Source organism: Streptomyces sp. AM8-1-1 (genome assembly GCF_032229325.1).
GTDB lineage: Bacteria > Actinomycetota > Actinomycetes > Streptomycetales > Streptomycetaceae > Streptomyces > Streptomyces achmelvichensis.
Genome location: NZ_CP135086.1, coordinates 6,277,308 through 6,294,148 on the forward strand (window position 1 = coordinate 6,277,308; position 16,841 = coordinate 6,294,148).

14 protein-coding genes and 1 pseudogene are annotated in these 16,841 nt (G+C 71.5%); 10 read left to right on the forward strand and 5 right to left on the reverse strand.

The annotated features are described in order from the left end of the window. Window positions 1–70 precede the first annotated feature (70 nt). Entirely contained in the window at window positions 71–2,725 is a 2,655-nt protein-coding gene (gene polA, locus RPQ07_RS27945; protein WP_313949053.1) for a DNA polymerase I, read from the forward strand. A 111-nt stretch (window positions 2,726–2,836) separates the two neighbouring features. Here polA and RPQ07_RS27950 read toward each other — a convergent pair whose 3' ends face one another. Further along, on the reverse strand, window positions 2,837–3,649 hold the full coding sequence (locus RPQ07_RS27950) for a DUF4184 family protein (RefSeq protein WP_313946969.1): 813 nt from the start codon (window positions 3,647–3,649) through the stop codon (window positions 2,837–2,839). 199 nt (window positions 3,650–3,848) lie between these two features. On the opposite strand from RPQ07_RS27950, the gene RPQ07_RS27955 reads away from it, so the two are divergent. The 3 genes from RPQ07_RS27955 (at window position 3,849) to RPQ07_RS27965 (ending at window position 6,862) form a co-directional block, all read left to right on the forward strand. After that, complete coding sequence (locus tag RPQ07_RS27955; RefSeq protein ID WP_313946970.1) at window positions 3,849–5,567, forward strand: lytic transglycosylase domain-containing protein; 1,719 nt, start codon at window positions 3,849–3,851, stop codon at window positions 5,565–5,567. A gap of 154 nt (window positions 5,568–5,721) precedes the next feature. Next, window positions 5,722–5,859, forward strand: coding sequence for an SPW_0924 family protein (locus RPQ07_RS27960; RefSeq protein ID WP_313946971.1), 138 nt, complete (start codon window positions 5,722–5,724; stop codon window positions 5,857–5,859). 13 nt (window positions 5,860–5,872) lie between these two features. Further along, window positions 5,873–6,862, forward strand: coding sequence for a DUF3068 domain-containing protein (locus RPQ07_RS27965; RefSeq protein ID WP_313946972.1), 990 nt, complete (start codon window positions 5,873–5,875; stop codon window positions 6,860–6,862). Between the two features lie 6 nt (window positions 6,863–6,868). On the opposite strand, the gene hrpB is transcribed toward RPQ07_RS27965, so the two are convergent. Both hrpB and RPQ07_RS27975 read right to left on the reverse strand, forming a co-directional pair. Continuing rightward, on the reverse strand, window positions 6,869–9,412 hold the full coding sequence (gene hrpB, locus RPQ07_RS27970; protein WP_313946973.1) for an ATP-dependent helicase HrpB: 2,544 nt from the start codon (window positions 9,410–9,412) through the stop codon (window positions 6,869–6,871). Continuing rightward, complete coding sequence (locus RPQ07_RS27975; protein ID WP_313949054.1) at window positions 9,409–10,230, reverse strand: class I SAM-dependent methyltransferase; 822 nt, start codon at window positions 10,228–10,230, stop codon at window positions 9,409–9,411. The genes hrpB and RPQ07_RS27975 overlap by 4 nt, the downstream gene beginning before the upstream one ends. Before the next feature lie 362 nt (window positions 10,231–10,592). Here RPQ07_RS27975 and rpsA point away from each other — a divergent pair, with 362 nt between their 5' ends. Next, window positions 10,593–12,095, forward strand: coding sequence for a 30S ribosomal protein S1 (gene rpsA / locus RPQ07_RS27980; protein WP_313946974.1), 1,503 nt, complete (start codon window positions 10,593–10,595; stop codon window positions 12,093–12,095). Between the two features lie 133 nt (window positions 12,096–12,228). On the opposite strand, the pseudogene RPQ07_RS27985 reads toward rpsA, so the two are convergent. Next, window positions 12,229–12,480: pseudogene (locus RPQ07_RS27985) on the reverse strand (sheath polysaccharide-degrading enzyme); the annotation flags it as partial. Window positions 12,481–12,649: 169 nt separating this feature from the next. On the opposite strand from RPQ07_RS27985, the gene RPQ07_RS27990 reads away from it, so the two are divergent. From RPQ07_RS27990 to RPQ07_RS28005, 4 genes are all read left to right on the forward strand, one after another. Continuing rightward, window positions 12,650–13,588, forward strand: coding sequence for a PAC2 family protein (locus tag RPQ07_RS27990; protein WP_313946975.1), 939 nt, complete (start codon window positions 12,650–12,652; stop codon window positions 13,586–13,588). A gap of 99 nt (window positions 13,589–13,687) precedes the next feature. Then, complete coding sequence (gene coaE / locus RPQ07_RS27995) at window positions 13,688–14,296, forward strand: dephospho-CoA kinase (protein WP_313946976.1); 609 nt, start codon at window positions 13,688–13,690, stop codon at window positions 14,294–14,296. A gap of 132 nt (window positions 14,297–14,428) precedes the next feature. Beyond that, the gene (locus RPQ07_RS28000; protein ID WP_313946977.1) at window positions 14,429–14,800 is read left to right on the forward strand and encodes a DUF3592 domain-containing protein; all 372 of its coding nucleotides are present in this window, start codon (window positions 14,429–14,431) and stop codon (window positions 14,798–14,800) included. 116 nt (window positions 14,801–14,916) lie between these two features. Then, on the forward strand, window positions 14,917–15,285 hold the full coding sequence (locus tag RPQ07_RS28005; protein ID WP_313946978.1) for a tetratricopeptide repeat protein: 369 nt from the start codon (window positions 14,917–14,919) through the stop codon (window positions 15,283–15,285). 26 nt (window positions 15,286–15,311) lie between these two features. Here the strand turns inward: RPQ07_RS28005 and RPQ07_RS28010 are convergent, their stop codons facing one another. Next, complete coding sequence (locus RPQ07_RS28010; protein ID WP_313946979.1) at window positions 15,312–15,569, reverse strand: DUF6343 family protein; 258 nt, start codon at window positions 15,567–15,569, stop codon at window positions 15,312–15,314. Window positions 15,570–15,805: 236 nt separating this feature from the next. On the opposite strand from RPQ07_RS28010, the gene RPQ07_RS28015 reads away from it, so the two are divergent. Beyond that, on the forward strand, window positions 15,806–16,720 hold the full coding sequence (locus RPQ07_RS28015) for an acyltransferase domain-containing protein (RefSeq protein ID WP_313946980.1): 915 nt from the start codon (window positions 15,806–15,808) through the stop codon (window positions 16,718–16,720). Window positions 16,721–16,841: the final 121 nt, after the last annotated feature.

Here is a 16,841-nt window from a genome sequence, read left to right on the forward strand (position 1 = left end):
CAGGATCGTGTCCGTGGCTGAGACAGCATCGAAGAAGACCCCAGACGACAACCGTCCGCGCCTGCTCCTCATGGACGGGCACTCCCTGGCGTACCGGGCGTTCTTCGCGCTGCCCGCGGAGAACTTCACGACCGCGAGCGGCCAGACGACCAATGCCATCTACGGCTTCGCGTCGATGCTGGCGAACACGCTGCGCGACGAGGCGCCCACGCATTTCGCCGTGGCCTTCGACGTGTCCCGCAAGACCTGGCGCTCCCAGGACTTCCCCGAGTACAAGGCGAACCGCTCCAAGACGCCCGACGAGTTCAAGGGCCAGGTCGAGCTGATCGGCGAGCTGCTGGACACGATGAACGCCGTGCGGTTCGCCGTGGACGGCTTCGAGGCGGACGACGTCATCGCCACGCTCGCCACCCAGGCCGAGGCCGCGGGCTTCGACGTGCTGATCGTCACCGGCGACCGCGACTCCTTCCAGCTCGTGAGCGATCACACCACCGTGCTGTACCCCACCAAGGGCGTTTCGGAGCTGACCCGCTTCACCCCGGCCAAGGTCCAGGAGAAGTACGGACTGAGCCCGCAGCAGTACCCCGACTTCGCGGCCCTGCGCGGTGACCCGTCGGACAACCTGCCGGGCATCCCGGGCGTCGGCGAGAAGACGGCCACCAAGTGGATCGCCCAGTACGGCTCGTTCGCCGAGCTGGTCGAGCGCGCCGACGAGGTCAAGGGCAAGGTCGGCCAGGCCCTGCGCGACCACCTGGAGTCGGTCAAGCTCAACCGCCATCTCACCGAGCTGGTGCGGGACGTCGAGCTGTCGAAGGGCGTCACCGAGCTGGAGCGCGCGCCGTACGACCGGACCGCGCTGAAGGGCTTCCTGGAAGTCCTCGAGATCCGCAATCCGAGCCTGCGCGAGCGGCTGCTCGCCGTGGACCCGGGCGCCGAGGAGGACGAGGCCCCCGCCCCGGACGCCGGTGTCGAGCTGGACGGCAGTGTCCTGGGCGCCGGCGAGCTGGCCCCCTGGCTGGCGGAGCACGGCACCCAGCTGCTCGGCGTCGCCACCGTCACCGCCTGGGGACTCGGCGTCGGCAGCGTCAGCGAGGTCGCGCTGGCCGCGGCCGGTGGAGCGGCCGCCTGGTTCGACACCACACAGCTGGACGAGGCCGACGAGCGCGCCTTCGCCGCCTGGATCGCCGACCCTGCCAGGCCCAAGGTCATGCACAGCGCCAAGGAAGCGCTGCGGGTCTTCCCGGAGCACGGCTGGGACATCGCCGGCGTCACCATGGACACCGCCCTTGCCGCCTATCTGGTCAAGCCCGGGCGCCGTTCCTTCGCGCTGGACGCACTGTCCGTCGAGTACCTCCACCGCGAGCTCGCCCCGGCCACCGCCGACGGCCAGCTGGCGTTCGGCACCGACGAGAGCGCCGAGGCCGACGCCCTGATGGCACAGGCCCGGGCGGTCCTCGACCTCGGGGAGGCGTTCGGCGAGAAGCTGAAGGAGGTCGGCGCCGCCGAGCTGCTGCACGACGTGGAGCTGCCCACCTCCCTGCTGCTCGCCCGGATGGAGCGGCACGGCATCGCGGCCGACCGCGCCCATCTGGAGGCGATGGAGGTGCAGTTCGCGGGCGCCGTGCAGCAGGCGGTGAAGGAGGCGCACGCCGCGGTGGGCCACGAGTTCAACCTCGGTTCGCCCAAGCAGCTCCAGGAAGTCTTCTTCGGCGAGCTGAATCTCCCCAAGACCAAGAAGACCAAGACCGGTTACACCACGGACGCGGACGCGCTGGCCTGGCTGGCGGCCCAGACCGAGCACGAACTGCCGGTCATCATGCTGCGTCACCGTGAGCAGGCCCGCCTGCGGTCCACGGTCGAGGGGCTGATCAAGACGATCGCGGCCGACGGCCGGGTCCACACCACCTTCAGCCAGACCGTCGCGGCCACCGGCCGGCTGTCCTCCACCGACCCGAACCTGCAGAACGTGCCGGTGCGCACCGACGAGGGGCGCGCCATCCGCCGCGGCTTCGTCGTCGGCGAGGGCTTCGAGTCGCTGATGACCGCCGACTACAGCCAGATCGAGCTGCGGGTCATGGCCCATCTCTCCGAGGACGAGGGGCTGCTGGAGGCCTTCGCCTCCGGTGAGGACCTGCACAACACCGTCGCCTCCCAGGTGTTCGAGGTCGCGCCGTCCGCGGTCGACGCGGAGATGCGCCGGAAGATCAAGGCCATGTCGTACGGCCTGGCGTACGGGCTCTCGGCGTTCGGCCTCTCCCAGCAGCTGAACATCGAGGCGGGCGAGGCGCGCGCGCTGATGGACACCTACTTCGAGCGGTTCGGCGGGGTGCGTGACTATCTGCGCCGTGTCGTGGACGAGGCGCGGGCGACGGGATACACCGCGACGATGCTCGGCCGTCGCCGCTATCTCCCCGACCTCAACAGCGACAACCGCCAGCGCCGTGAGGCGGCCGAGCGGATGGCGCTGAACGCCCCGATCCAGGGCACCGCCGCTGACATCGTCAAGGTCGCCATGCTCCGGGTGGACCGGGCCCTGCGCGAGGAGGAGCTCACCTCGCGGCTGCTGCTCCAGGTCCATGACGAAATCGTGCTGGAGATCGCCCCGGGCGAGCGCGAGCAGGTGGAGACGATCGTCCGCCGGGAGATGTCGGCGGCCACGTCGCTGCGCGCGCCGCTGGACGTCTCGGTGGGTGTGGGCACGGACTGGGAGTCCGCGGCGCACTGAGCCTGCCGTCCGTCAGGAAGAGCGTCCCGCTCCGGCCCCTGTCCGCCGGGGCGGCCCCGCTCGGGCCTCTGTCCGTCCCCCGCCCGGAAGCGGTGGGGGAGGGGCGGGGGCTCAGACGCGTTCAACCGCCCGTGCGCGCAGGCGCATTCCCGCCCCGTACACCACCATGCCCACCGCGAGCCCCGCACCCGCCCCGAAGCAGGCCGTCGGGATGATGTCCAGGGGCGAGCTGATGTGCCCGTAGTACGCGTACCAGCGAGCACACCGCTGGACGACGCCGAGCAGGACGCAACCTCCCAGCAGGGCCACGGCGAGCCGCCGCCCCCGGCTGTCGAGCACCGGCACGGACGCCGGCGGCGCGGCCGCGGGCTGCCGCCGCAGCGCGGACATCAGGAACCAGCCGAGCACCACCAGCGCGAGCGCCGAACTGCCGTACTGCGCGTACTGGAAGAGCCCGAGACCGGCCACCGTCTCGTTGAGCACCGGCAGCACCCGGGTACCCCAGCGGTCGTGATGGGTGAAGGCGTCCCACACCACATGCGTGAGCGCGCCGAGCACGGCCGAGACATAGAAGCGGAACCCGAAGGCCAGGTCCCGCCGGCCGCTCCCGCCCTCGCCCCGGACGCAGGCGTGGACGCGCCCCTGCCAGCGGGTGGGCAGCAGGGCCAGCAGCGGGTCACGCACCATCAGCCACACCGCCACCAGCGCGGCCGCGACGGCCACATCGACGGTCAGCACACCGGCCGGCGCATGCGTGAACTCCCCGAACTCCATGGCCCCGGGCACCGCCGTCGCCGCGAAGTACGTCATGTCCGGCGCGAGCGAACCCGTCACGAGCGCCGAGGCGAGCAGCGGTCCGCGCGCCCGTCCGTCCCGGCGGATGCCGGGCAGCACCGCGGCGGCGTGGCTCAGCGTGAACGGCATACGTGAAGTCCCCCTGGAACCGATCCGGATCTTTGACGGTCAGTATGCGTGATGGACCGGTGCCGGAATCCGGTGGATCCGGAGATGGCGAAGTGGTGAAAACCGGTCAGGTAACGGTGTCCTGAGGCACATAGGTGCCGTAGGGTCGCCTGAGTCATCGCGCTGGGGAGCGCGCGGCACCTCGGGAGGGAACAGACGTATGGCAGCGCAATTCGGCCGCCGGCTGCGCAGGGGAGCGACCACGACCGCAGTGGCCGCGGCTGCTGTGGCCGCACTCTCCGCCTCACAGGCGCCCGGTATCACGCATGCCACCACGGGTGACAGCCAGGGGGCGTCCGACGCCACGCCGCCGCCGGGCACCCCGGTCACCGGCAACTCCCCCTACTACACCGACCTGCCGCCGCTCAACACCCCCGACAAGCCCGGCACCTCGGTCGACCTGCCGGCGACCGGAACGGCGGAAGCGGGCATACCCGCGACCGTCCTCGCCGCCTACAAGCAGGCCCAGCAGACCATCGCGGCCTCGGACCCCGGCTGCCATGTGCCGTGGCAACTGCTCGCCGCCATCGGCAAGGTGGAGTCCGGCCAGGCGCGCGGCGGCAAGGTCGACGCCGACGGCACCACCTTCTCGCCGATCCTCGGCCCCGTGCTCAACGGCGTCGGCTTCGCGAACATATCGGACACCGACAACGGTGCCTTCGACGGCGACTCGACGCACGACCGCGCGGTCGGCCCGATGCAGTTCATCCCCTCCACCTGGGCGACGTGGGGCCAGGACGCCAACGGCGACGGCCGCAAGGACCCGAACAACATCTACGACGCGGCGCTGGCCGCGGGCCGTTACCTCTGCGCGGGCGACCGGGACCTCGGGGTCAAGTCGCACCTCGACCGCGCGATCCTCGGCTACAACCACTCCCAGGAGTACCTGCGGACGGTGCTGTCCTGGTTCGACTACTACAAGCGCGGTACGCACGAGGTCCCGGACGGCACCGGCGTCCTGCCCGACACGAGCGGGCCCGACTCCTTCCCCGCCGGCGCCGAGACGCTGCCCTCGCCCTCCCCGACGCCGCCCAGCACTCCGGGGACGACGCCCAGGCCGACGCCGCCGGCCAAGCCCGGTGGCGGCACCAAGCCGCCGACCACGCCCCCGCCGACCACGACGCCGCCGTCGCCGATCACCCGCATCGAGCGGGCCGGCGCGGCAGAGCTGACCGCCATGGCGGGGCGCGACTTCGCCGAGAAGGCCACCGTCCGCGTGAAGAACGCCGCGGGCCGCACGGTCGCCAAGCAGCCTGTCCGCTTCGAGATCGTCGGGGACACCGACGCCCGCTTCGCCGGCGGCAAGGCGAGCACCGTCGCCGCCACCGGCGCCGACGGCACCGTGGCCGCGCCCGTCATCAAGGCCGGTGAGAAGACCGGCACGTTCACCGTGCGGGCCTCGGTCGTGGGACGCACGCTTCCTCCCGTCAGCTTCACCGGCACCGTCGTACCGCGTGCCGCGGACGCGATCCGCCGGACCAGCCACGAGGTGCTGACGGCCGCGCCCGGCGCGGAGTTCGCGCAGGCGGTCGAGCTCAAGGCCACGTACCAGGGCTCCGCGGCCGAAGGCGTCGCGGTCACCGCCACGCTCATCAAGAGCGCGGAGGACCCGACGGCGAACGACAAGGGTCCGTACTTCAAGGGCCCCGAGGACAAGCCGGTCCGCACGCTCACGGACCTCAAGACCCGCGCCGACGGCCTGCTGACCCTCCCGAAGATCTTCGCGGACGGCGAGACCGGCACCTTCCTCCTGCGGCTCACCACCGCCGGCGGCGGCACGGTGACCATCGAGCTCAAGGTGGTCGCACCGGACACCCCGACGACCCCGCCCGCGACGCCGCCCGCCACACCGAGCGCTCCGGCGTCCCCGGCCGCCTGACCCGCGGCACGACCCAGACGGCACCGCCCCTTTGCCACCGCTCGGCAGAGGGGCGGTGCTACGTGTTCTCATCTCGCGGCCGGATTGCTACGGTGCCCCCGTTCTGACGCAGTATCAGATTCTGAGTGGGTCCCGACGCTCCGGGAGGCCGAGCATGCGCGCACTCGTCGCCGCCGCCATCGGGCTGGCCGCCGCCCTCGCCCTCGTCCTCACGGTCACGGCGATGGGGTCACCCCCGGGCGAGACCTCCCCGAAGCCGCTGCTGACCACCGTCCCCGGCCCCAAGAAGTAGGGAGGGCCGGCCCATGCGCCGCCGCGCCAGTCTCGTACTCCTCGCCTTCGCCGTCTTCTTCGCCGCGCTCTCACCGCTGCTGCGCTGGTACGCCTTTCCGCGGCTCGCCAAGGTTCCGCCGGGCCAGTACCAGGAGATGGTGCTGGAGGCGAAGCCCGCGACCCTCCTCGACTACGGCACCCTCCAGGCGAAGGAGGTCGAGAAGGTCACCATCGTGCAGACCCTCAAGGGCAATGTGGAGGAGTCGGAGCGGATCGAGCGCAGCGCCGGACGCGATGTCGTCGTCTGGGACTCGCTCTCCTACGTCCAGGGCCCCGACGGGGCGATGGTCTCCGCGATCCCCGAGCGGTACATCTTCGACGCCCACAGCCAGGCACCCGTCCACGCCACCGGCGAGGCGGTCGACGGTCAGGCGGTGCGGCGCGAGGGCATCGAGTTCAAGTGGCCCTTCCTCACCGAGAAGCGGGACTACGAGTACTTCGACGCGCAGACGAGGACGTCCGCGCCCATCCACTACCGGGGGACCAGGACCTTCCGGGGCCTGGACGTCTACTACTTCGAGCAGACGATCCCGTGGACGAAGGTGCCCTACCCGAAGAAGATGCCCATCCCCGGCGTCGACGCGAGCACCCTGGAGAAGCAGACCGGAACCTCGCGCTGGTACACCACCAAACGCATGTTCTGGGTCGACCCGGTCACCGGCGCGCCCGTCAACGGCGAGGAGATCCACCAGGAGGAGCTGCGCGGCGGCACCTTGCTGGGCGGCCGGGACAAGGTGACCGCCTTCTCCGGTCATGTGAAGATGCGCCCCGACTACCTCGACCACACGGTCGCCCTCGTCACGTCCCAGCGGCGGCTGGTGCTCCTCATGACCTCGTATCTGCCGTGGGGCTTCCTCGTCCTGGGCGGCGGACTCCTCGCCCTCGCCTTGGTGCTCGAGGCCCGCAGCCGCCGGCCGCGGGAGCCCTCGGCGGACCGCGAGCCGGAGCCCGTCGGGGCCTGAGACCCGTCAGCCCCGGCTCTGCCGGTCCTGACGCGCCTTCGTGTGCCGGGTCGGCTCCGCGGCCGAAGGGTCCTGCGGCCAGGGGTGCTTGGGGTAGCGGCCGCGCAGTTCGGCCCGTACGGCCGCGTATCCGTCCTTCCAGAACGACGCCAGGTCGGCGGTGACGGCCGCGGGGCGGCCCGCGGGGGAGAGCAGATGGACCAGGACGGGTACGCCCGCCACGCGCGGTGTCTCGCGCAGCCCGAACAGTTCCTGGAGCTTCACCGCGAGGACGGGCTGCGCACCCCCGTACGCGACACGGATCCGCGAGCCGCTCGGCACCTCGATACGCTCCGGCGCGAGCTCGTCGAGCCGGGAGGCCTCACCGCCCGCCCAGGGCAGCAGCCGCTGCAACGCCTGCCCCGCCGGGACACGCCCGAGATCGGATCGCCGACGGGCCCGTGACAGCTCGGGTTCCAGCCACTCGCCGGCGCGGTCCAGCAGCGCCGTGTCCGACACGTCCGGCCAGGGCTCGCCGAGCTCCCGGTGCAGAAAGGCGAGGCGTTCGCGCAGCCCTTCCGCGTCCCGCGTCCAGTGCAGCAGGCCGAGCCCCTCACGGTGCAGCCCGTCGAGCAGGGCGGCACGGACGAGAGCGGGGTCCGGGTTCCTGAGGGCGCGGGCGGACAGCTCGATCGCCCCGAGCCGCCGGACGTCCCGGGCGACGACGTCCCCGTTCTCCCAGTGGACCTCCTCGCCGGCGGCGAGGAGATGGGCCGCGGCTCTGCGGGCGGTGTCCTCGTCGACGACGGCGGCGAGACGTACGCGGGCCGAGGCGGCGGCGGACGGGCGGTCGGCCACCGCGACCGCCAGCCAGCCGGACGTCCGCAGGCGGGATCCCTCCGCGAGCTCCGCCCCGGTTCCGGAAGCCATCAGAAAGGCGCCCTCGCCGCGGGCCCGGGCGATGCGTTCGGGAAACGCGAGCGCCGTCACGAGCCCCGCGACGGCGTCCTCGCCCTGACCGGCCCCGCCCTGGCTCCCCTCACCCGGGTCATGGCCGCCTGCTCCCGCCAGTGACGACTGCAGTCGGCGGGCCTCCGAGGTCCACCGGCCCGCATACGCGTCGCCGCCGCGCCGCGCCGTGCGCCAGGCCGCCGCCAGATCGTCCCCGTACTCCCGTGGCGGCTCCTCGCTCAGCAACGCCACCACCTCCGCCGCGCGGCGCGCGCCCACCTCCGGCGCACCGTCCAGGAGAGCCCGCGCCAGCCGGGGGTGGACACCGATGCGGGAGAGCGTGGTGCCCCGCTGCGTCGCCCGGCCCTCCACGTCCACCGCACCGATCGCGGACAGCACCGATCGCGCCGACGACATCGCACCGGCCGGCGGCTGGTCCAGCAGGGCGAGCCCGGTGGCGGACGGGTCGCCCCAGCATGCGGTCTGCAACGCGAAGGCCGTCAGATCGGCGACCTTGATCTCGGGGGAGGGGAAGCGGACCAGCCGGCCGTCCTCCGCCTCGGACCAGCAGCGGTACACCGTGCCCGGGGCCTCCCGGCCGGCGCGGCCCGCCCGCTGGCGGGCCGCCGCCTGCGAGACGCGGACCGTGGTGAGCGCGCTCAGCCCTCGGGCGTGGTCCATGCGGGGCTCGCGCGCCAGCCCCGCGTCCACGACGGTCCGCACACCCGGCACCGTCAGGCTCGATTCGGCCACCGAGGTCGCCAGCACCACCCGCCGGACACCCGCCGAGCCCGCCAGCACCGCGTCCTGCACCGCAGCCGGAGCGCGCCCGTGGACCTGGAGCACTTCCGCGTCCACACCGCCCAGCTGTCCGGCGACCCTGCCGATCTCCCCGACTCCGGGCAGAAAGCACAGGACATCCCCGCTCTGTTCGGCCAGCGCCCGCCGGATCACCGAGGCCACATGCGTCAGCAGCGCGGGATCCACCCGCATGCCGTGCGGCGGCCGCACCGGCCGCGCGGGCGAGGCCCACACCACCTGAACCGGATGAGTGGTGCCCTGCGCCTCGACCACCGGGGCATCGCCGAGCAGTCGCGCCCAGCCCTCGGCATCGGTGGTCGCCGACGCCGCCACCAGCTTCAGTTCCGGCCGCAGCGCGGCCCGTACGTCCAGGAGGAACGCGGCCACCGTGTCCGCGTCGAGATGCCGCTCGTGGCACTCGTCGAGGATCACCGCATCGATTCCGGCCAGCTCCTGGTCACGCTGGAGCCGCTGGAGCAGCACGCCGGTGGTGACCACCTCGACGACTGTGTCGGCCGAGACCACTCGTTCACCGCGGACCGTGAAGCCGACTCTCCGCCCCACCCGCTCGCCGAGCAGCCAGGCCATGCGTCGCGCCGCCGCCCGGGCCGCGATCCGGCGCGGCTCGGCGACCACGACCCGCGCGCCACGCCCGGCGAGCACGAGCGGTACGAGCGTTGTCTTGCCCGTCCCGGGAGGAGCGCAGAGCACCGCGCAGCCGTGCGTGTCCAGCGCCTGCTCCAGCGCCGGCAGCGCCGAACGCACCGGCAGCCGCTCCGCCTCCCCCGTCCGTATACCGAGCCCGTCCTCCCCGCTCACGCCCGCTCGCAGACGAAGATGGCCGTCCCCGGGATCAGGTTCCCGCGCAGCGGGGACCAGCCGCCCCACTCCTGGCCGTTCCAGGCCGGCCACTCCGGCTCGACCAGGTCCACCAGCCGGAAGCCGCCCGCGACCACGTCCCGCACCCGGTCGCCGAGCGTCCGGTGGTGCTCGACGTAGACCGCGCGGCCCGTGTCGTCCTGCTCGACGTACGGGGTGCGGTCGAAGTACGACGCCGCCACGCTCAGGCCCTCGGGGCCCGGCTCGTCCGGGAACGCCCAGCGCACGGGGTGCGTGACGGAGAAGACCCAGCGCCCGCCGGGCCGCAGCACCCGGTGGACCTCGGTGAACACCTGCACCGGATCGGCCACGAACGGCACCGCCCCATAGGCGGAACAGGCCAGGTCGAAGGAGCCGTCGGCGAAGGGCAGCGCCGTCGCGTCCGCCTCCACCAGGGGAATGCCGCCGCCGATCCGCAGCGCGTGCTGGAGCTGGCGGTGCGAGAGGTCGAGCGCCACGGGGCGCGCGCCCTGCGCCTTCAGCCAGCGCGAGCACTGCGCCGCGCCCGCGCCGATCTCGAGAATGTCCAGGCCCTCCAGCGAGGAGACGGGGCCGAGCAGTCCGGCCTCCGCCTCGTCGAGCCCTTCCGGTCCCCAGACGAAATGGTCGTCACCGAGGAAGGCGCCGTGCTCGCTCTGGTACTCGTCGGCGTGGCGGTCCCACCACCCGCGACTGGCCCGGCTGCTCTCCGTGTTCCCGGCGTCACGCCGGGTGGCTTCCGGTTCTGGACCCTGGAGGTCGCTCAGGTCTTGGATCATTTCCACCGTCGTTGTAGTTTGCGTTCAGCGCGCCACAGGGCGGCCGTTGTGGCCTCTGCAAACATTAGTTGTGCCGGGATTGGGGCGATCCGCCCCGGGTGTGCGCCTTCGCGCATTGACCGCCTCCGGCTGCCCCCGTATGCTACAAGTTGCGCTGCGGGCCTGCGCGCCTCAGACGGAGCAGGTCGCGCTCGCATCTGTATGTATGTCCCCTCGGTTCACGAGGCGCCCCCGAGGCGTGTTCTCCGGAACAGCCACCCGGGTCGGCGCTTCCAAGGCTGTCCGGCTTCTGCAGCTGCGATACGGGTTCTCGGCGTAGCAGTACCTACGACTTCAATGTCCGCACCGGAGCCTTTTCCCACATGACGAGCAGCACCGAGACCACCGCAACCACCCCGCAGGTAGCGGTCAACGACATCGGTAACGAGGAAGCCTTCCTCGCCGCGATCGACGAAACGATCAAGTACTTCAACGACGGCGACATCGTCGACGGCGTCATCGTGAAGGTCGACCGGGACGAGGTCCTGCTCGACATCGGTTACAAGACCGAAGGTGTCATCCCGAGCCGCGAGCTCTCGATCAAGCACGACGTCGACCCCAACGAGGTCGTCAAGGTCGGCGACGAGATCGAGGCCCTTGTTCTCCAGAAGGAGGACAAGGAAGGCCGCCTGATCCTCTCGAAGAAGCGCGCCCAGTACGAGCGGGCGTGGGGCACCATCGAGAAGATCAAGGAAGAGGACGGCATCGTCACCGGTACCGTCATCGAGGTCGTCAAGGGTGGTCTCATCCTCGACATCGGCCTCCGCGGCTTCCTCCCGGCCTCCCTGGTCGAGATGCGCCGTGTTCGCGACCTCCAGCCCTACGTGGGCAAGGAGCTCGAGGCCAAGATCATCGAGCTGGACAAGAACCGCAACAACGTGGTCCTGTCCCGCCGTGCCTGGCTGGAGCAGACTCAGTCCGAGGTTCGCCAGACCTTCCTCACGACCCTCCAGAAGGGTCAGGTTCGTTCCGGCGTCGTCTCCTCGATCGTCAACTTCGGTGCCTTCGTGGACCTGGGTGGCGTCGACGGTCTGGTTCACGTCTCCGAGCTCTCCTGGAAGCACATCGACCACCCCTCCGAGGTTGTCGAGGTCGGCCAGGAAGTCACCGTCGAGGTTCTCGACGTCGACATGGACCGCGAGCGCGTCTCCCTGTCGCTCAAGGCGACGCAGGAAGACCCGTGGCAGCAGTTCGCCCGTACGCACCAGATCGGGCAGGTTGTTCCCGGTAAGGTCACCAAGCTCGTTCCCTTCGGTGCGTTCGTGCGCGTCGACGAGGGCATCGAGGGTCTGGTCCACATCTCCGAGCTGGCCGAGCGCCACGTGGAGATCCCGGAGCAGGTCGTCCAGGTCAACGACGAGATCTTCGTCAAGGTCATCGACATCGACCTCGAGCGCCGCCGCATCAGCCTCTCGCTGAAGCAGGCCAACGAGTCCTTCGGTGCCGACCCGGCCTCGGTCGAGTTCGACCCGACCCTGTACGGCATGGCCGCGTCCTACGACGACCAGGGCAACTACATCTACCCCGAGGGCTTCGACCCCGAGACCAACGACTGGCTCGAGGGCTTCGAGACCCAGCGCGAGGCGTGGGAGGGCCAGTACGCCGAGGCGCAGCAGCGCTTCGAGCAGCACCAGGCCCAGGTCATCAAGTCCCGCGAGGCCGACGAGGCCGCCGCTGCCGAGGGTGGCACCGCCGCTCCGGCCGCTGCGCCCGCCGGTGGCAGTGGCGGTTCGTACTCCTCGGAGTCGGACGACAACTCCGGCGCCCTGGCGTCGGACGAGGCGCTCGCCGCCCTCCGCGAGAAGCTGGCCGGCGGCCAGAGCTGACGCTCTGCCGGCTGACTGACAGCTGACAGCAAGGCCCGCTCCCTTCGGGGGGCGGGCCTTGCTCGTTGTGTGGGGGGCCGGCTGTCTCAGGGGGTCGGGAGCCGGCCGTACCAGGGGGCGGGAGGCGGCCGTCTCAGGGGGTGACGGGGATGTTCGTCAGCCCCTTTCCCCCGGTGACGGTGTTGTCCGCGTACACCGTGGTCCGGCAGTCGGCGGTGTCCTTGGTGACGTTGACGGCGAGCTGCTTGTCGCCGGTGGCCTCGCGCAGATCGGACCGGTTGCCGCGAAAGACGGTGCCACAGCCCCGGCCGGTCTGCTGGGTGTGGGTCTCGAAGCCGTTGTTGGTCGTGTTCTTGCCGGTGTTGTTCTGGACGAGGACCCGATTGCGCTCGGTGACGGTCGGGAGGGGGCGGGGGCATGTCAAGGTCCGGACCTGGAGCGATCATGAGATGGCCCGAACTGGTGCCCGCTCCGGCGGTGTTCGTTCCGTGCCCGGGGAATGCCCGAGAGTCACACCGTGTTCTTGAAGGAGAACACGAGGAGGAGCGGTAATCGTGGTTGATCCGCAGGGTTTGTACGAATGGGAGCCGAAGGGCCTCGCGGTCGTCGACATGGCGCTCGCGCAGGAGTCCGCAGGCCTGGTCATGCTGTACCACTTCGACGGATACATCGACGCGGGTGAGACCGGCGACCAGATCGTCGAGACGCTGCTCGAAACGCTGCCCCACCAGGTGGTGGCGCGGTTCGACCACGACAGGCTGGTGGACTACCGGGCCCGGCGCCCGCTGCTGACGTTCAAGCGCGACCGCTGGTCCGGCTACGAGACGCCCAGCATCGAGGTGCGCCTCGTCCAGGACGCCACCGGCGCACCCTTCCTCCTGCTGTCGGGCCCCGAGCCCGACGTCGAATGGGAACGCTTCGCCGCGGCCGTCGAGCAGATCGTCGAGCGCCTCGGCGTGCGTCTCGCGGTCAACTTCCACGGCATCCCGATGGGTGTCCCGCACACCCGTCCCGTGGGGCTGACCCCGCACGGCAACCGCACGGACCTCATGCCGGGCCATCGCAGCCCCTTCGACGAGGCGCAGGTCCCGGGCAGCGCGGAGGCGCTGGTCGAGTACCGACTGATGGAAGCAGGCCACGACGTCCTCGGCGTCGCCGCACACGTCCCGCACTACGTGGCGCGCTCGTCCTATCCGGATGCCGCGCTCACCGCGCTGGAAGCGATCACGGCCGCCACCGGTCTGGTGCTGCCCGGCATCGCGCACACGCTGCGCACCGAGGCCCACCGCACGCAGAACGAGATCGAGCGCCAGATCGGCGAGGGCGACGAGGAACTGGTCACCCTGGTCCAGGGGCTTGAGCACCAGTTCGACGCGATGGCGGGCGCGGAGACGCGGGGCAGCCTGGTCGCGGAGGCGGTGGATCTGCCGTCCGCGGACGAGATCGGCCTCGAATTCGAGCGCTTCCTCGCCGAGCGGGAGGGCGACGCCTAGAGGGGCGTGGGGAGTCGCACGGGCGCCCGGGCGGCGCGGACGAGGCGCAGCCCGAGGGGCCGACGTGGTGCGCAGGAGGCGGGGTCTAAGCTGCGGCTCATGCTGAAGGTGGGCCTGACCGGCGGAATCGGCGCCGGCAAGAGCGAAGTCTCCCGTCTCCTCGCCTCGTACGGCGCGGTCCTCATCGACGCCGACAAGATCGCCCGCGAGGTCGTCGAACCCGGCACGCCCGGGCTGGCAGCCGTCGTGGAGGCGTTCGGCCCCGGGATCCTGACCGCCGACGGAACACTGGACCGGCCCGCGCTCGGGTCCATCGTCTTCGCCGACCCCGAGCGGCTGGCGACGCTCAACGCGATCGTGCACCCCCTGGTCGGAGCGCGCTCCCAGGAGCTCGAGAAGGCGGCTGGAGCCGACGCGGTGGTCATCCACGACGTACCGCTGCTCACCGAGAACGAACTCGCCCCGCTCTACGACCTGGTGATCGTCGTGGACGCGGCACCCGAGACGCAGCTGGACCGGCTGGTCAGGCTGCGCGGGATGGCCGAGTCCGAGGCGCGGGCGCGGATGTCGGCTCAGGCGACCCGCGAGCAGCGGCGCGCCATCGCGGATCTGGTCGTCGACAACGACGGGCCGCTGGAGGATCTGGAACCGCAGGTCCGAGACGTCTGGACGGAACTGACCCGCCGGGCCGCGGCGGAGGCTCCCTAGTCGCCGGCAGCCGGGGAGTCCTTCACCCGCTGCGCTCCGCCAGGGCGGCCCTGACGGGCCCGCGCGCCCGCACCCGTCAGGCATGCGTCAAGGCCGCACCGGATGTGCGGCGCCCCCAGTAGTATCGAGGCGGTGCACATCGTTTTCGCCACGGTCACCGTGCTGGGCGGGCTGGTTGCCGCCCTCGCCGGGGGACACGGCCTGCGGCAGACCCGCCGGATCACCGCCGACGGCCGCCTCGTCATGGCGCTGGTGAAGCAGCCGCCCCAGGGTGCGGAACGGCCCCTCCTGGAGTTCGAGACCCAGGACGGCGAGGTGATGGAGATCGTCTCGCCCGTGGCCGAACTGACCGTGGGGACATCCGTCGGAGTCTCCTACGACGCCCGTGATCCGCGCGACGTGGTGGTCGACGGACATCGGCGGACAGGTGTCGACAGAGGTTTTGTGATCGCGGGCCTGTTGCTCGTGGTGATCGGGCTGGTGCTCGCGGTCTCCGGTCTCTGACGGCTGCGGTCATCGCGGCCGTCGCAGCCGGCAGCGCGCCGCCTCCCGGGCATCCGATCGGAATACCGCTGCCGGGTCCCGTGTTGGAACCGTGCAGCGAGGGGAAGGATGCCACCGTGCCCGAAAGCAACCCGGAGACGCACGTCATCGACTACCGGGCGGCCGAGCAGTTGCTCGCCGCCAGGGATCCGCGCGGAGCCCTGAAGCTGCTGGACTCGGTGATCGCAGCCCACCCCGAGAACACATCGGCCCGCCTGCTGCGTGCCCGAGCCTTCTTCGCCTCCGCCCAACTGCGCCCTGCCGAGCTCGAGTTCGAGCTGGTCCTGGAGCGCGAGCCGGACAACGCCTTCGCCCACTTCGCCCTGGCCCGCACCTTCGAGCGGGCCGGCCGGCCCGAGCAGGCCATGCGCCACTTCCGCCTGGCCGCGGCGCTGGACCCGAAGCCGGAGTATCTGAGGGCGGCCCGCTTCGACGCGGACGCGTGACCGTCAGCCCGTCGACTCCGCGGCGGTCAGCCGCGGTCCGGTTCGTACGGGGGGACGTCCCGGCCCGGCTGGTAGTGGGGACCCTGACGGATGTGGCGGACGACCAGGACCAGATCCACCAGCACGATCACCAGCAGTGCTCCGCACGCCGCCGCCCAGCCGGGGCGGGAGGCGAGAGCGAAGGCGACCGTCCCGCCGGCCGTCCAGAGCAGGCCCCACACACTCAGCCAGAACCGCATCCGCAGGGGACTGCGCGCAGTCCTCGGTTCACTCCCGGTACGCATGGCCATCCCCTCTCCCCTTCCAGCATGCACCCACGGCGATCTGCCGGATGCGCCGGCGAGGGCCGTCCGGCTGCCCGCATCCTGGGATGTACGGACCTTCTGAGAGGCACCTGCGGGAGAGACGCGGACGTCCTGAGACGTACAGACATTCCGAGACGTACGGAGGTCCCGAGACGTACGGATCCGGGGTCGCCCGGGCCCGTGCGCACGACCGACCCGAGGGGGAGGAGTCGCCGGTGACAGGCGTCCTGGTGGAACTGCCGGCGGCGGAGGAGCTGGCGGGCGAACTGCTGGACCTGGCCGTCCCGCACGAGGACATCAACGAACTCCTCGCCCTGCGCGGCCGTATGACGAGCGACCCCGGTCTGCGGCGGATGCTGGAGGCGGGTGTCCGGGACATGGTCGACGGCATGGGGAGGGTCGACGGTGGCGGGGAACTGCCACGGCCCGAGGATTCCGGCCCGCTCGGCCGCTGCTTCCCCGTCTATGTGTTCGTCGCGACCCTGCCGTACACCCGGGCCTACCACCGCGCTCGCTCCGTCCCGGAGGCCGTCTCCCGTCGCACCCTCGCCGACCTCGGCCGCCAGATGGCCATCCACCGCAGGAGGCACGGCATCGGGGGGCTGCCGATACCGGGCTGGCTCGGGCTGCACTTCCGCGGTGAGCTCTACCAGTTGGGGCGGCTGCAGTTCGAACGCAGCCGGCTCGGCCGGCGTACCGGTGAGGCGGTGCGTGCGGCCGGACTGCCCCTCGGACCCGGCGACCCGGTTCTCGGCCTGCACATCCCCGACTTCCTCGGGCCGCTCACGCCCGCGGCCTGCGACCGCTCGCTCGCTCTCGCCGGGGACTTCTTCCCGCGGCACTTCCCCGAGGAGACGTACCGGGTCGCCGACTGTCACTCATGGCTGCTCGATCCGCAGCTCGCCGACTGTCTGCCGCAGGACTCGCACATCCGGCGCTTCCAGGGCCGCTTCCGGACGGCGTACGAGGAGAAGGAGGCCGACGACAGCGGACCGGTCGGCTTCGTGTTCGGCGATCCCGACCTGCCGGCCGCCGGTCTGCCCCGGCGCACCACTCTGGAGCGCGCGATCGGCGATCATCTGCGGGCGGGCCGCCACTGGTACGGCGGGCACGGCTGGTTCGAGCTGTGAGCAAGGGGCGCGTTCCGGCGGCGAGTTGAAGAAATCCGAACAGATCTGGAAAGAGGGGCCCGCGAGCGATGAGTTCGCGGGGCCTGCCCGGTCTACCTCCCGAAAGCACCGCAGAGCCTGT

Coding starts and splice junctions, on each gene's coding strand:
- polA (WP_313949053.1), top strand. CDS start 71: ATGGACGGGCACTCCCTGGCGTACCGGGCGTTCTTCGCGCTGCCCGCG.
- RPQ07_RS27950 (WP_313946969.1), bottom strand. CDS start 3,649: ATGCCGTTCACGCTGAGCCACGCCGCCGCGGTGCTGCCCGGCATCCGC.
- RPQ07_RS27955 (WP_313946970.1), top strand. CDS start 3,849: ATGGCAGCGCAATTCGGCCGCCGGCTGCGCAGGGGAGCGACCACGACC.
- RPQ07_RS27960 (WP_313946971.1), top strand. CDS start 5,722: ATGCGCGCACTCGTCGCCGCCGCCATCGGGCTGGCCGCCGCCCTCGCC.
- RPQ07_RS27965 (WP_313946972.1), top strand. CDS start 5,873: ATGCGCCGCCGCGCCAGTCTCGTACTCCTCGCCTTCGCCGTCTTCTTC.
- RPQ07_RS27975 (WP_313949054.1), bottom strand. CDS start 10,230: ATGATCCAAGACCTGAGCGACCTCCAGGGTCCAGAACCGGAAGCCACC.
- rpsA (WP_313946974.1), top strand. CDS start 10,593: ATGACGAGCAGCACCGAGACCACCGCAACCACCCCGCAGGTAGCGGTC.
- coaE (WP_313946976.1), top strand. CDS start 13,688: ATGCTGAAGGTGGGCCTGACCGGCGGAATCGGCGCCGGCAAGAGCGAA.
- RPQ07_RS28010 (WP_313946979.1), bottom strand. CDS start 15,569: ATGCGTACCGGGAGTGAACCGAGGACTGCGCGCAGTCCCCTGCGGATG.